The organism is Paraburkholderia terricola (genome assembly GCF_900142195.1).
GTDB classification, from domain to species: Bacteria; Pseudomonadota; Gammaproteobacteria; order Burkholderiales; family Burkholderiaceae; genus Paraburkholderia; species Paraburkholderia terricola.
In genome coordinates, this window is the sequence record NZ_FRAB01000003.1 from 52,843 (window position 1) to 67,467 (window position 14,625).

Consider the following 14,625-nt stretch of genomic DNA (forward strand, 5'->3'; position numbering starts at 1 on the left):
ACGCGCCGCTCAGAAGAAGTGACGGACACCCGTTGCGAAAATATAGCTGGACTTCACGGGCTGTCCATGAAGCAGTTCGCCGTAGTAGCTATAGCTATAGGCAGCGTAGAGCGACGTGCGTTTTGACAGGTTATAGATGGCCTCCATTCCCGCCCCGATGTCGCTCTTCGGAAGACGCTTGCTGTTACTGCCCGCCACGCTCGGTTTCAATACCCACTGACCCAGTGGAACACTCGCCCCAATCGACCACTCCGTAGACGAAACCCGCTCGCCCAGGGAGTACAGGTCGTATCGGGACTGCCCTGCCATTGTCATCAATGTGAAGGCGCCAAAGTCGTAGTTGAACGCACCGGTAAGCGTTGTCAGATTTCCCGTCTTCAACCGGTTTGGATCATAGCGTTGCGTGGCGGGGTCGTAATTGCTCGCGGTCGACTGGCGAAAATAGCCGAGGCCGGCGCGGATCCGGTCGCGCGCATAGACGATGGCAAAGGTGCTTGCGGTAATTGTTTTCCTCGGATCATTCATGCCGACCTGAGCGGATAAAGTGACCCCACCCATGTTCGGTGAATCGTAGCGAATGGAGTTATCCATCCGCACATGCGACCAATTGTTTGGGTCTCCAACAACGTTGTTGGCGCCAACAGCCCCTGATAACCCCGTGACTTGCCCGCTGGCGCTCGGAACCGGTGAACCGAGCGGAACCGGCCCCGCGATTCGCCATACGCGCACGAATGGATCGTATGTGTCTCCGTAACCAGGCGCCGCGTTGGATGCGACGTCATTCCAGGCGGAGTAGATGCGACCCAGACGAATCTGACCGAAGCCCCCCGTGAGCCCGATATTGGCTTGCCGATGAAAAAGACGCGCAGGCATGGAGCCGTCCGCGAGCGAGTTCTGTGTTTCGAGCACAAACGTGGCGGACATTCCGTTGCCGAGATTCTCGACGCCCTTGATGCCGAACCTCGACGCATTGATGCCGTAGGGGATCGCACCGATGCTCGCCGTCGGAGACGCCGTCACACCGAACGGATTGGCTGACGATACCGGCGCCGCAACGAGGTTCCGAAAGCTTCCAAACTGTGCTTCCGCCACGCCATAAAACGTCATGGAACTATTCGGTGCGGTTTGGGACATTGCGGGGATCGACAGACTCGAGATGCCAACCAGAAACACTATCTTTTCCAAACTATCTCCAGATTTAATTTGTTTGTATTTGCAGCGCGGGCCCAATTCATTTGCATGCCCGGGCCAGCAGGAGCCCGCTTGAAATCACACCCGCACCCAGGTGATGAATTCAAGCGTTCAATGGAAGGAAAGGAGGGCGATGTGCGGAGGCCGATCGATCACGTCATGTCGACGTCGCGACATCCCCACGCGTACGTAAACGCGAATCCGGCGAGGTAAGCGGAGAAAATGCCGACGAGGTAAATAGCCATGGCCGGCAGGGCTCCGTGATCGGATGTGATCAACGGCAGCGATACGAGGCCCGAGGGGCCGAATACCGTATTGAGGCCGATCGGGAAATGAAACCATGCAAACAACCCGATTACAAAGCCGCCAACCGCACCGCCAAAGCAGGCGGAAATAAAGGGCTTGACGCGAGGGAGCGTGACGCCGTAAATGAGCGGCTCGCCGACACCGAGTAATGCGGGCACGATCGCTCCTTTGATTTGCTTGCGCAAAACCGATTCTCGCGGCGCTCTCACATAAAGCGCGATGGCGGCGCCCACCTGACCCGCGCCCGCCATCGCCAGAATCGGGAACAACGAATTGAAGCCGCGACTTTGCATCAAGGCAAAATACACCGGGATAAAACCTTGATGGACGCCGAACATCACCGCAATCAGGAACAGCCCCGACAGTAACGCGGCACCAATCGGATTGTCGTTCAGATGCCCGAATAACCACGACATGCCGTCGAATAGCAGGACCCCGACAGGCATGATGACCACGTACGTCAACGCCCCGGCAATGAGCAATGTGAGCAGCGAGGTAAGGATCATGTCGAGGTTGGCGGGCATTCGCCGCCTTATCTGCTGCTCGATCCATGCACCCGCTATGCCCGCGATCAGAATGCCGATGATGCTTCCGCGCGGATCGATCTGAAGACCGAAGAAGTCCTGGATTCCCGCATGAAAACTGCCGCTGCCGGTCGAACCGTAATCGAGCAGAAACAGGGACGCGAGGATCGCGCCATTTACCCCTGAACCGCCAAAGGCCTGCTGGGTGTTATAGCCGACCAGAATTCCCAGAAAGCCGAACAGTCCCTTGCCGAACACGTTCATGTATGCGACCAGATGCACGATCGTGGGATTCCGATCGAGGACATTCGCCAGCATCGCCTGTTCGATGAGTGTCGCGCCCCCTAGCAACAGCCCCGCACCAAGAAAGCCGGGGATCAGCGGCGTAAAAATAGTCGCGAATTTGCTCAGGAACTGATGAATCCGCGTTCCGTGGCGCGCTTTCATGGCCTTCTTGTTATCGCGCGCGACCGCGGCCAATTGATCCGCGGCATTGTCGACAGGCGCTTCGGGGGCCGCCCTTGACTCGTGCTTCGCCAGCAGTTCCTTGACCAGGTCCGCGGCGCGCTGCACCTTGCCCGCCCCGATGACGACCTGCAATTGATCCGCGGCGGCAAGTACGCCCTGGACACAGGCGATCCGTTTTAATGCTGCCGTGTCAACGCGGTCTTGCCCGCCCAAAACAAAGCGAAGGCGAGTCATGCAATTGCTGCAACGAACCACATTAGCCGGCCCACCAATAGCATCTAATATTTCTTGTGCTGTTGTTTCGTTAATGCTTTGCATCGTCAGGTCTTCTCTCTGTGGATTGTGCTTTTGGAATGTGGTCGATTTGCATCGAGGGCCAGCAGGGCGGCTCGAACGTGCCCCTTCGTCCGGGCCAGCGCCGCTTTCGCCGCATGGAGATCGACTCCGGCGCGAATCATCACGATGGCTGTCTTGCACTGTCTGCCGCTCTCATTGACGGCCTCGCGCGCACGCTCGCGGGAACAATCGCAGGCCGCGATGACGATCTGGATTTGTCGCTCGACCAACTTTGCATTGGTCGCTTCGACATCCACCATGAGGTTGCCGAACACCTTGCCTAATCGGATCATGGCGCCCGTCGACAGCATGTTCAAAACCAGCTTTTGAGCAGTTCCGGCCTTAAGGCGGGATGAGCCGGTGACCGCCTCGGGACCCACCACGGGGGTGATGGCGATATCCGCCAGCGCGACCATCGGGCCGGTCGGATTGCAAGTGACGGCGATCGTGCGGGCGCCCAGTGAGGCCGCCCACTTCATGGCGCCGATGACATACGGCGTGCGTCCGCTCGCAGCGATTCCGACAAGAATGTCTCGCTCAGAAAATCGGATCTGCTCGAGATCACGCCGGCCCGCTTCGGCATCGTCCTCGGCATTCTCGACGGCGCCCACCATGGCAGCCGTGCCGCCGGCTATCAGTCCCTGAACGACCGACGGGGCGACACCGAAGGTAGGCGGACATTCGCTGGCATCCAGAATGCCCAGGCGTCCCGACGTGCCGGCGCCGACATAAATCAGGCGGCCGCCGTGCGACAAGGCTTCGGTAATGACATCGACCGCCGCCGCGACCGCCGGTAGAACTGCCTCAACGGCGAGTGCGACCTTCTGGTCCTCATGGTTGAGGATGCCCAGCATGGCCAGCGTATCCACGCGATCGATCTGCTCGCTGGCTGGATTGCGTTGTTCTGTGATCAAGTCATGTAGTTGAATCCGCGGCGTGTCCATAGTCCTGTTATTCCATTATTCGTTCATATGGAATAGTTTATTCCTTGAGCCGGGCAAGGTAAACATTAAAAGTGTGGATCGAGTGTCAGGGATGCCAGGAGCGCCGAGGCGCGAGCATGGAAATCGCCCGGCAGCAGACGCGGCATTCCCGCGCAAGGCATGCGGGGCACCCGTTCAAGGTCGTGGGGAGCGGGGAGGTTTAAACGCGTTGAAGTTAGCTGCGTCTTTCAGATCGTTGCCGAGGCGGATCGGTGTCGCCAGTGAGGAAGCGCAATCACAGTGCTTGCCACGATCTCGTTTCGGCGCTGGCGCATCGCTTCGCAATCAGCGCGTCACGGCATCACCGCATCACCGCGAACATGGCTTCATGGCGCAAGGAAAAGAGCCGCGTCGTGCGCCGGCAATTGTCTGTTTTTCGTGCCGCTACCAGCTATGCACAGGGACCGGCGCCCCTCGGTTGCCGTGTTAACATCGCCCTACCGCTGAAGGCACCAGCAGCAGAGCACGCGAATCGAACGTCGCTTAGGGCAAGCACAAATACGACACGCGGCATCCCGCGCAACCAGCACCTGATCCGATGAAGATAATCAACCAGATCGCCCAGTCTCGCAGTCAATTTTCACCCAGCGAACTGAAGATCGCCGAGACCATCCTCGCTCACCAGGAACGCATTTCCAAAATTTCGTCCAGTGAGCTTGCTCAGTTAGCAGCGGTCAGCCAGTCCAGCATCGTGAAGTTCGTCCAGAAGATCGGGTTCAAGGGCATGACGGCTTTTCGCCTCGCGCTGAGCGAGGAGTCGGGTCGCCAGCAAGCCATCCGGCTTCCGTTGGCAACGAACTTCCCGCTGCACAACGCGATCAACAGCGACGACGACGCGCCCACGATCGCGCGAAAATTGATGCAGGAGAAGATTCGCGCACTGGTCGAGACCACCGGTAGTGTCGATTACGAGATCCTGGGAAAGATCGTGACGGCGCTGAGTGAAGCGCGGTTCGTGCACATTACCGGGCTCGGTGGCTCCATGACAGTGGGGAGCGACTTTGCGCACAAGCTCCTTAAAATCGGAGTGATCGCCCTGATCGACCCGGATAGCCATGCCCAGCTCAGCATCGCCAATACGCTGGGTCCGCAGGACATTCAGGTGGCGATTTCTTATTCGGGGCGCAGGAAAGAGATTCTCGACGCCGCACGCGTCGCTCAGCAGCGCAAAGCCCGCGTCATCGCCTTGACCAATCCGGTGGAGAATCCTCTTCGTGCGCTGGCCGACTTGTCTCTCGTCACGTTGGCGGAAGAGGATCAGTGGCGCAGTTCCGCCATTTCCTCACGCACGGCGCAAAACGCGCTGACTGATTTGATCTTCATGGTGCTGATACAAACTCAGTCATGGCGAAACGATCTGATCCGAGACACGCAGTCGCTCATCGACGAGCTCATGTAATCGTTCAGTACGCGATTTATCGTTGGGTGCTCAGGCCGCCGTTGCGCGCTCGCGCAAATAACGAAAACGCCCCGCAGGGGCGTTTTTCACAACCTCGCGACGGCGAGGAACCTGCGTTCCTCGCCTGCAAGACCCGCTTAGAACTTGTGACGCAGACCGACGCGGAACGCCAGTTGATTGTCCGCACCCGTGCCCGACGTGTTGAAGTAGCTCGTGCTCGAACCGATCTGCGCTTGCAGATCCTGGGTGCCGTTGCGGCCGGCGGCGATCTGGTAGATGCCCAGTGCGTACACGTCCGTGCGCTTGCTCAGCGCGTAGTCGATGCTCAGGTCAGCCTGATTCCAGTGGCCGCGGTTCGCATTGCTCAGGTGCATGTACGTGTAGCCCGCACCTGCCGTCAAGGCCGGCGTGAACGCGTATTTCGCGCCCGCTTCATAGGCGGCGAACGTCGTCGCGCCGCCGCTGATCGTCTCGAAGCGCGTGTTCGTGTACAACGCCCACAGCGTCGCCGCGCCGATCGAATAGCGGCCGCCCACACCGAACGTGCGCAGATCGCGGACGTTGCCGGTCGCGACGTTGGCGATGGTCGTCGAGAATGACGGGGTCGACTGGCTCGGGTAACGGATGTCCGTGTACGCCGCGCCGATGCCGAACGGGCCGTTCGCGTAGTTCAGGCCGAAGCTGTACGCACGCGACGAACCTGCAACCGGTGCAGCCGTCGTGCCGCTTGCCGGCGCGCCCGCGAATGCGCCGGCCTGGTTCGAGAAGCCGTACATCGCGCCGAACGTCAAGCCGTGGAAGTTGGCGCTGCTGAACTTGACCGCGTTGTTGATGCGGCTCGACGTGAGTTGATCCACGTCGTTGATGTGATAAGCGTAGTTACCCGCGACGGTCTGGCCGCCGGTCGAGTAGTTGCCGCCGAGATAGTCCGTCGAAAACGAGTACTGGCGGCCGAACGTCAGCGAGCCGATGTCGTTCTTCGACAGACCGACATACGCCTGACGGCCGAACATCGCACCGCCCTGGCCGAGCGTGCCGTTGCCGCTGTTGAAACCGTTCTCCAACACGAACAGCGCCTTCAGGCCGCCACCGAGGTCTTCGGTGCCGCGCAGGCCCCAACGGCTGCCTTGGGCCACGCCGTCGTCGTACTTGAAGAGGTTGTCGTGACCGGTAGCGGTCTTCGAGTTGTTCACGTAGCTGATACCGGCATCGATCACGCCATACAGCGTGACGCTGCTTTGCGCGTGGGCGGCGCTTGCGAAAACGGCGAGGGTAGCGGCGGTCAATAGTTTCTTGTTCAAGACTTTCTCCAATAAAGATTAGGCAATCGCAGCGCCGTGCTCTTTGGTCAGGTCGCGCGATGGCCCGAAATTTAAGGGACCGCAGAGTAAGGTATGTGACAGGCCGAAATTTTTTGGAATCTGTCGCGCCGGCGCGACATGCGCGTGGCTTTACGTGGCTTTTGCAAGCGGACATCACGCAAGGCGTCGTGCGGGCGGGATCGGCAATCGGCGTGTCAAAGCAGATCGCCCGCTGAAAAGCGGGCGATGTTGGGAGGTGAAGCTACGGCCTTGCGAAGCCGTTGCCAGCGTTAAGTTGTTGTCCGTTCAATTGCTCAGCAGCGAGCCGCTTCTGAACGCCTTCGCGCCGGCAATGCGCGCGAATTCGAGCCCCGCCGTCGCGAAACGCGTCAGATGCCGCGCGTACAGCACGCCGGCCACGCTGCTCTTGACCGTGACCGCGCGATCGGTCAACGGGTCGACGATATCGGCGATCTCGTGGCCGGCGTCCACCCACGTGCCGACTTCGCAGCGGTACACCAGCACGCCGCTGATCGGCGCGACGAGCGGTTCGGCGCCGGCAAGGGGGGTCGCGGCGAATTCGAGCGGCGGCAACGGCGCCGGTGTGCCGTCGACCACGCCACGCACGGTCAGATATTCGATGATGGCTTGCGCGTCGTGCTCGGCGTACTCGTAGGACACCTCGCGCTGGCCGCGCAACTCGATCGTGACCGAGATCGAGCCGTTCGGAATCGGGAAGCGCTCGCCGTAGCGGCCGCGCAGATCGGACCAGCAGAAGCTGTGGATCTCGTCGAACGGATTGCCCACCGAATTGAGCGCGAGCAGCGACGCCCTGGCTCGCAGATAGCAGGCCAGCGGCTCGACTTCGGGCCACAGGTCGGGGTTCGTATAGAGGTGCATCGCGGCTTCCCAGTCGCAATGCAGATCGAGCACGACGTCGGCGTCGTAGGAAAGTTTTTGCAGCGCGAGACGTTGCGATTCCAGTTCGGTTTGCGGCTTCTCCGCGTCGAGCGCCTCGCGCATCGCCGTGCGGATCGCGTTGCGATTGGCGTCGATGTCGTCGCTCAGGCGCGCCTCGATAACCGGCTGCACCAGCGCCCCCAGGTCGTGGAAATTGCGGTTGAAATTCTGCGCGGTGTTGGTTTCGAAACGGCCCGTCAGGTGGCCGAGAAAGTGCTGATTCAGGCCGATCGGATTGGCCACCGGCACGATCACGACTTCGCCGCGCAGCTTGCCGGCGGCCTCCAGCGCGGCCAGCTTGCGGCGCAGCGCCCATGACACCAGCATGCCGGGCAACTCGTCGGCATGCAGCGACGACTGAATGTAAATCTTCTGCCCGCCGCCGGGACCGTAGTGAAAACTCGTCAGGTTGCGGGCGGTGCCGAGCGTCGGGGCAATCAGCGGATGGGTTTGGGTTTGCATGGTTTTCAAATCCGCGGGCAAGTTGGGCATGCCGCGCTATGTCGTTGATTACAGGAGGAAAGCGTGCCGTTGGTCCGGTTGATGGCAGGCCGGCCGGGGCGTATTTCGCGGCGTCTCGATCGCACGATCTTAGCCGATATGGCGGGCCGCGTGGTCTTACGCGGCCCGCAAACAAAACGGGCTCCGCGTGTGGCGGAGCCCGTTGCCTGCGAGCCCGCCGGCGCGCCTTCAGATGCGCGCGGCGGGCATGGCTGCCTGTTTAGCTGCCGTACACGTCGAAGTCGAAGTACTTCTTCTCCAGCTTCTTGTACGTGCCGTCCTTGATGATCTCGGCGATCGCCTTGTCGACCTTCGCCTTCAGATCGGTGTCTTCCTTGCGCATGCCGATGCCGGCGCCGTTGCCGAGGATCTTCGGATCGTCGAGGTTCTTGCCGACGAAGTCGTAGCCCGCGCCGCGCGGCGTCTTCAGGAAGCCGATTTCAGCCTGCACCGCGTCTTGCAACGCCGCGTCCAGACGGCCCGACAGCAAGTCGGCGTAGACCTGGTCCTGGTTCTGGTACGGCACGACCTTCGTGCCCTTCGCTTCCCAGTAGGTCTTCGCGTAGGTTTCCTGGATCGTGCCTTGCTCGACGCCAACCGTCTTGCCCTTCAGCGATTCGGCCGTCGGCAGGATGCCCGAGCCCTTCTTCGCGACGAGGCGCGTCGGCGTGTTGAACAGCTTCGACGAGAAAGCGATCTGCTCGGCGCGTTGCGGCGTCATGGACATCGACGACAGCACGCCGTCGAACTTCTTCGCCTTCAGGGCGGGGATCATGCCGTCGAAGTCGTTTTCGACCCACACGCATTTGGCCTTCAGGCGCGCGCAGATTTCATTGCCGAGGTCGATGTCGAAGCCAACGAGCTTGCCATCCGGGCCCTTGGACTCGAACGGGGGATAGCTGGCGTCGACGCCGAAACGGATGGTCGTCCAATCTTTAGCGTGTGCGCCGATCGAGACGGTGGCCAGCAGAGCAACCGTCAAAGCCGCTAGCAGTTTTTTCACTGTTTAACTCCTCGTGTGGTTCAAATACGCCCGCCTGCGGTTGTGCCGCCGCGGGACGCCCGGCGCGACTTACGACCGGGCTTGGGTTGAGTCTGCCGGCCGGGGCGGCCAGCAGCGCGCGCCAAGCTTATCAGTTCAAAAAAATTGGGTAGCTAGTGAAACACCGGATGGCGCACGAGGATAGCTTCTAAAGCCGGGTTGTGCAGGGGTGGGCGGAGGGCGCCGCCGCAGTGCGTGGTTTAAGCGAATTGGATCGCGGCTCCGGCCGCGTGCCGCGCTGTGCGTTGCGTTGTAATGCGTTAGTAATGCAATTGGCTCGCCGGCCGTGGCCCGGCTACGAGTCGATCAACCAGCGCGGCTACTCCTTACTGAAGGAATCCGCGCGTGCGGGGTCGATGCTGCCGCACCAGAGTTCGCCCTTGTCCATCATCTCCGCGTCTCGTGTGCTCATCCCCGCGCAGACGCCGCGCGAGTCTTCTGCCTGACGCTGAACGCGCGCGAGTGATGCGCGGTTCATTTCGCCCTGGAGCCAGTTGCCGAAGCCCGCAATCGATCCGGCCACGACGAGCACCAGCATCCAGTCTGTTTTCCTCAAGCGCATCATCGGTTTCACCTTCAATTGCCCGCCGGGCAGGCCGTGCTTCGCGGTCCGCCGACAGCCGCCGGCGGCGGGTCGGGGCAAGTCATCGTTATCGGCAGCGGCGCGCGGGTTCTTGAGTTGCAGCGCCGCACGCGTTTTAATCGGCCACCGGCCATTAAAGATTTCACACCGATTGCCGTTAAATAGAGATGAGCGCGTTTGTTAAATCACGCCGGAACGTGTTTTTCGGACTCCGGCGACGCCAAAAACCAAAAAACGCATTGCTTGGCGCTATCATCGATGCTCCCCGCGCTCACAACGCAGCATAACGAGTGCATCTGTCTGAAGAAAGTCATCGAGCAACGCGCCCCGCAGCCAAGCGCCGCGGGTTCTGCCGCGCTCGTCCAAACGGCCTTCTGCTAAACGGTGTTGCATATGCACATGATTTCGATGGCAGATGAGATGCGCTGCGGCATACGGTCCGTTCGTGGGCGACTCCTCATGCCGTGCGCGCTTCGCCAAGCCGTTTTTCGCGCAGGTCCGGCGCTTCTGATCACGGCGGTTTTCTGCTGCGGGCTGCTGCTCGCAGGGCCGGTCGCGGCCGGCGACAGAGTGCTGCGCGTGCTCGCCTGGCCGGGCTATGCGGACGCCGACGTGGTGCGCGGTTTCGAGGCCCGCTACCAGGCGAAAGTGGAAGTCACGATGGTGGATTCCGACGAGGCGCTGTGGGCCCAGATGCACGCGAAAGACACGCCGCCTTTCGACGTGCTCGCCGCCAATACCGCCGAAATCCAGCGCTATACGCGCGCCAATCTGCTGGCCCCGCTCGACCTCGCGAGCCTGCCGAACACGAAAAGACAGTTGCCGCGTTTCCAGGCGTTGTCGTCGATCGAGGGGCTCACCTCGGCGGGCCAGGTGTACGGCATCCCATTCACGTATTCGTCGATGGGGCTGATTTACGACCGCAAGCAGATCCCCGTCGCGCCGCGCTCGATGCTCGAATTGTGGAACCCGCGCTATCGCGGCAAGGTGCTGGACTTCAATAGCGCGCAGCACAATTTCTCGTTTACCGCATTGGCGCTCGGCTACGCGCATCCGTTTCAGCTCGACGCCGCGCAGATGCGCGTGATTACCCAGAAGCTCATCGCGCTGCGCCGCAATCTGCTCACCTACTACACGTTGCCGGAAGAGGCGACCGCGTTCTTCATCGAGCACAAGGTCGCGTTGATGTTCGGCAATTACGGCACGCAGCAGGTCGAATTGCTGCGCCGCGCGGGCGCGGATGTGGGCTATGTGATTCCCGACGAAGGCGTGCTTGCGTGGCTGGATTGCTGGGCGATGACGCGCTCGGCCTCGGATCGCACGCTCGCGCTCGCATGGATCGATTACATGCTCGAACCGGAAGTCAGCGGGTTGTTGCCGCAACGCCAGGGACTCGCCAACACGTTGACGGCGCCCGTGGACAACAACGCTAACGCACGCATCATGTGGATCGGCCCGGTGGAAGATATCCAGCGGCGCGAGGAACTGTGGACCCGAATCGTGTCCGGAGACCGGTCGGAGCGTTTTTGATGATACGCCCAGGCTTAACGTTCAAGTTATCGGTGCTGCTCGCGTGCATCGGCGTGATCGCGTCCGGCGCGACCGGCTATTACGCGTATCGCGCCAACCGCGCGATGCTGGTGAACGAAGCCGGGCGCAGCCTGCTGACCTCGACGGAACTGCTGGGGCAGCGCTTTTCCGTCGCGATCGACGACATCGGCGCCGACGCGCTGGTGCTCGCGGGCATGCCGTCCTCGGCGGAGATCGCCCAGACCGACGACGGGCTCGGCGAGAATGCGGCGCGCGAACGGCTCGCGCAGGTGTATTCGAGCTTCATGGTCCATCATCCCGACTATCTGCAGATTCGCCTGATTACCCGTCAGCATTACGGGCTCGAACTGATCCGTTTTGACCGCGACGCCGACGGCCTCGTGCGGGTCGAGGGCAACCGGCTGCAGGAAAAAGGCCAGTTCGCCTACGTTTTCGACACGCTCGCGTTCTCGCCCGGCCGCCTGTACGCGTCGCCGATCTCGGTCAATCACGAGTACGGCGCCCATGCCGCCGAAAACAGGCCGACGCTGCGGCTCGGCACGCCGGTGGCGAACGGGAGGGGGCAGGTGGTAGGCGTCGTCGTGATCGACGTCGATCTGGCCGGCTTGCTCAAACGCTTGCAGAGCGATTTGCCGAGCGACTATCAGGTGTATCTCGCGAACGAATGGGGCGATTTCCTCGTGCATCCCGACAGTTCGAAAACCTTCGGCTTCGACAAGGGCCGGCGCGTGCTGATGCAGGACAGTTTCTCGGTGACCAAGCCGCTCTTCGAGCAGTCGCAAAGCGAAGTGCTGGTGAACGGCCTGACGTATCCGCGGCAGGCGGCGGGGCAGGTGCTCTCGTTCGTGCGCAGGCCGTTCGGCGCGTCCGAAGGCAACCGCTTCATCGTGCTGGGTCTCGCCAAGCCGCTCGAGGACGTATTGTCCGACGCCGATCTGCTCGGCAACCGGATCATTCGCATGGTGCTCGTGTTCAGCGCATTGGCGGTGCTGCTCGCGATTCTGTTCGCCCGCGCGCTCACCAAGCCGTTGCACATTCTCGCGTACGCGGCCACGCATCTGTTCGCCGAGCACGCGATGGAAACGCTGCCGCTCAAGCGTACCGACGAGATCGGCGTGCTGGCGCGCTGCTTCGATCGTCTGCGCCGCGAGATCAAGTCGCAAATGGACACGCTCCATAACAAGCAGACTGAACTCGTGCATCTCGCCACGCACGACGGGCTGACGGGATTGCCGAACCGCATGCTGTTCATGCAGAAGCTCGAGAACGCGATCGAGGAAGCGGCGCGGCGTCAGGAAAGTCTCGCGGTGCTGTTCGTCGACCTCGACCGTTTCAAGCAGATCAACGACCAGTTCGGGCACTCCGTCGGCGACAAGGTGCTGGTGGTCGTGGCGCGCCGGCTGAAGCAGGTGCTCTGCACCGCCGACGTGGTGGCGCGGCTCGGCGGCGACGAATTCATCGTGCTGATCGAGGGACCGCGTGCCGCGGAAGCGGCGCCGGCAATCGCCTCGCGCATCGTGGACACGCTGAACGAGGAACTGCTGATGGATGGGCACAACATGGCGGTGGGCGCGAGTATCGGCATCAGTCAGTTCCCCGACGACAGCGGCACGGCGGAGGAACTGCTGCTCAACGCCGACGCGGCGATGTACGCGGCTAAATCCGGCGGACGGTGCGCCTATTTGCGTTACCAGGATCTGCTCGAAGCGCGCCGGCTCGAACAACTCGAACAGGCGCGGGCGCAGGCGAGCGAAGGGGCCACAGAAGGGCACGAGGCCGAGCCGCTGGCGTGACGCGAGCGCGGTCGCGCTTCATTGCATGGCGGCAACGGCGCGACGCGCTCCGTTTTTCCGCAGCAATTGCAACGCTCCTTGCAGCGCCGTTCTGAACTCGGGGCGCGCGGCGAGCTGTGCCGGAAACACGTCGCGCACGGACAGCAGCGCGTTCATCAGCGCTTGCGGTTCGCCTTGCGCGGAGGCGGCGAGCGCCTTCAATTCATCCGCGAGCGGATCGCCGATCTCGTAGCGCGTGCCGTCGTCCGCATGGCCGCGCAAGAACGTCATCCATGCCGCTACCGCCAGCGCGAGACGCGCGAACGGCTCTCCCGCGTCGATTCTCGCCTCGATCGTGGCGAGCAGGCGCGGCGGAATCTTCTGGCTGCCATCCATTGCAATCTGCGCGCAACGATGCTTGAGCGCGGGGTTGGCGTAACGCGCCAGCAAGGCGTCCCGATAGCCGGCGACATCGAACGACGCGGGCAGGGTGAGTGTAGGCGCGATTTCCTGCGTCATCATCGCGTGAATGAGCTTGTGCATGGCGGGGTCCGCGATCGCGGCGTCGATGGTGGCGAAGCCGCCCAGCATCGAGAGATATGCCAGCGTCGAATGCGTGCCGTTCAGCATGCGCAGTTTCGCCAGTTCGAACGGCGTGACGTCGTCGACGAGTTGCGCGCCGACAGCGTCCCACGCGGGACGTCCCGCCGGGAAACGATCCTCGATCACCCATTGCCTGAACGGCTCGCACGGTACGGGCGCCGCGTCCCGATAGCCGAGTTGCTCGGCGACGGTGGCGCGCTCGGCGTCGGTGGTGGCCGGCACGATGCGATCGACCATCGTTGACGGAAACGCGACTTCGGCGGCGATCCAGTCGGCCAGCGCCGCATCGACTCGCCGCGCGAACGAACAGACCACCTGGCGCAGCGCCGCGCCATTGTGTGCGAGGTTGTCGCACGAAAGCACGGTGAACGGCTGGCCGTCGGCGGCGTCGCGCCGCGCGCGCAATGCCGCGACGAGAATGCCGGGCACTGTGCGCGGCGCGAGCGGATGAGCGAGATCGTGTGCGACCCCCGGATCGTCGAGCGCGACGTCGCCGGTTTTCGCGTCGCGGCAATAGCCCTTTTCCGTGACGGTGAGCGAGACGATCCGCACCAATGGATCGGCGAGGCGCCCGAATAGCGCCGCGTGATCGTGCGGCATCGCCAGCACCTCGCGCAGGGCGCGCACGACCGTGACCCGTGCGCCGCCGGGACCGCGTTCGACGACGCTGTACAAACCCTGCTGTTCCATCAGCGCGTCGCGCTTGCCGACGTCGCCTTGCAGCGTCACGCCGCAAATACCCCATTCGCCGCCCGCCGCCAGCATCGCTTCTTCCGTATAGAGCGCCTGATGCGCGCGATGGAAATTGCCGATGCCCAGATGAACGATGCCGATTGCCGGCTCGCGCCATCGAGGAGAAAGCACATGCGTTTGCAGTGCCGGCAATACGGAGCGGGTGAGGCGAGGCAAGTTGGCTGGCGAGGGCATGGAAGGAAATCCGTCGTGTGAAAAAAGCTGGGAATAACGTCGTGCAGCGGGAAAACCCTGATTTGACGATTAGCAATACTTGTATGGTAGCATTGTTCAAACGACGCCGGACAGCATCGGCAAGGTTGTTTTTCATCTGGGCCGCTGTTCGGAACCGTCACGAAAACCGCGAGTTGCA

General features: G+C 62.0%; 11 protein-coding genes. 3 read left to right on the top strand and 8 right to left on the bottom strand.

Going from position 1 to position 14,625, the window contains the following annotated elements; genetic code table 11:
• Positions 1 to 9: 9 nt before the first annotated feature.
• The 3 genes from BUE39_RS03590 to murQ all read right to left on the bottom strand — a co-directional run bounded on the left by BUE39_RS03590 (position 10) and on the right by murQ (position 3,769).
• Positions 10 to 1,185 (bottom strand): porin, encoded by a 1,176-nt coding sequence (locus BUE39_RS03590; RefSeq protein ID WP_073427286.1) that lies wholly within the window; start codon positions 1,183 to 1,185, stop codon positions 10 to 12.
• Between the two features lie 158 nt (positions 1,186 to 1,343).
• Positions 1,344 to 2,807: a PTS N-acetylmuramic acid transporter subunit IIBC gene (murP, locus tag BUE39_RS03595; protein WP_073427287.1), complete on the bottom strand. Its 1,464-nt coding sequence runs from the start codon at positions 2,805 to 2,807 to the stop codon at positions 1,344 to 1,346.
• A gap of 2 nt (positions 2,808 to 2,809) precedes the next feature.
• Positions 2,810 to 3,769, bottom strand: a complete 960-nt coding sequence (gene murQ / locus BUE39_RS03600; RefSeq protein ID WP_073427288.1) for an N-acetylmuramic acid 6-phosphate etherase — start codon at positions 3,767 to 3,769, stop codon at positions 2,810 to 2,812.
• 577 nt (positions 3,770 to 4,346) lie between these two features.
• Between murQ and BUE39_RS03605 the strand changes: the two genes are divergently transcribed.
• Positions 4,347 to 5,207, top strand: a complete 861-nt coding sequence (locus tag BUE39_RS03605; RefSeq protein WP_073427289.1) for an SIS domain-containing protein — start codon at positions 4,347 to 4,349, stop codon at positions 5,205 to 5,207.
• A gap of 137 nt (positions 5,208 to 5,344) precedes the next feature.
• Here the strand turns inward: BUE39_RS03605 and BUE39_RS03610 are convergent, their stop codons facing one another.
• From BUE39_RS03610 to BUE39_RS03625, 4 genes are all read right to left on the bottom strand, one after another.
• Positions 5,345 to 6,508 carry a porin gene (locus BUE39_RS03610; protein WP_073427290.1) on the bottom strand — a complete coding sequence of 388 codons (1,164 nt, stop codon included), beginning with the start codon at positions 6,506 to 6,508 and terminating at the stop codon, positions 5,345 to 5,347.
• A 306-nt stretch (positions 6,509 to 6,814) separates the two neighbouring features.
• Complete coding sequence (locus BUE39_RS03615; protein WP_073427466.1) at positions 6,815 to 7,930, bottom strand: succinylglutamate desuccinylase/aspartoacylase family protein; 1,116 nt, start codon at positions 7,928 to 7,930, stop codon at positions 6,815 to 6,817.
• A 259-nt stretch (positions 7,931 to 8,189) separates the two neighbouring features.
• A complete protein-coding gene (locus tag BUE39_RS03620; protein WP_073427291.1) occupies positions 8,190 to 8,972 on the bottom strand; it encodes an ABC transporter substrate-binding protein in 783 nt (260 codons plus the stop codon).
• A gap of 358 nt (positions 8,973 to 9,330) precedes the next feature.
• Positions 9,331 to 9,654 (bottom strand): hypothetical protein, encoded by a 324-nt coding sequence (locus tag BUE39_RS03625; protein WP_235004797.1) that lies wholly within the window; start codon positions 9,652 to 9,654, stop codon positions 9,331 to 9,333.
• A 399-nt stretch (positions 9,655 to 10,053) separates the two neighbouring features.
• Between BUE39_RS03625 and BUE39_RS03630 the strand changes: the two genes are divergently transcribed.
• Complete coding sequence (locus BUE39_RS03630) at positions 10,054 to 11,124, top strand: extracellular solute-binding protein (protein ID WP_412534840.1); 1,071 nt, start codon at positions 10,054 to 10,056, stop codon at positions 11,122 to 11,124.
• On the top strand, positions 11,124 to 12,938 hold the full coding sequence (locus BUE39_RS03635) for a GGDEF domain-containing protein (RefSeq protein WP_073427293.1): 1,815 nt from the start codon (positions 11,124 to 11,126) through the stop codon (positions 12,936 to 12,938). Before BUE39_RS03630 ends, BUE39_RS03635 begins: the two co-directional genes overlap by 1 nt.
• Positions 12,939 to 12,956: 18 nt before the next feature.
• Here the strand turns inward: BUE39_RS03635 and BUE39_RS03640 are convergent, their stop codons facing one another.
• The gene (locus BUE39_RS03640; protein WP_073427294.1) at positions 12,957 to 14,447 is read right to left on the bottom strand and encodes a mannitol dehydrogenase family protein; all 1,491 of its coding nucleotides are present in this window, start codon (positions 14,445 to 14,447) and stop codon (positions 12,957 to 12,959) included.
• Positions 14,448 to 14,625: the final 178 nt, after the last annotated feature.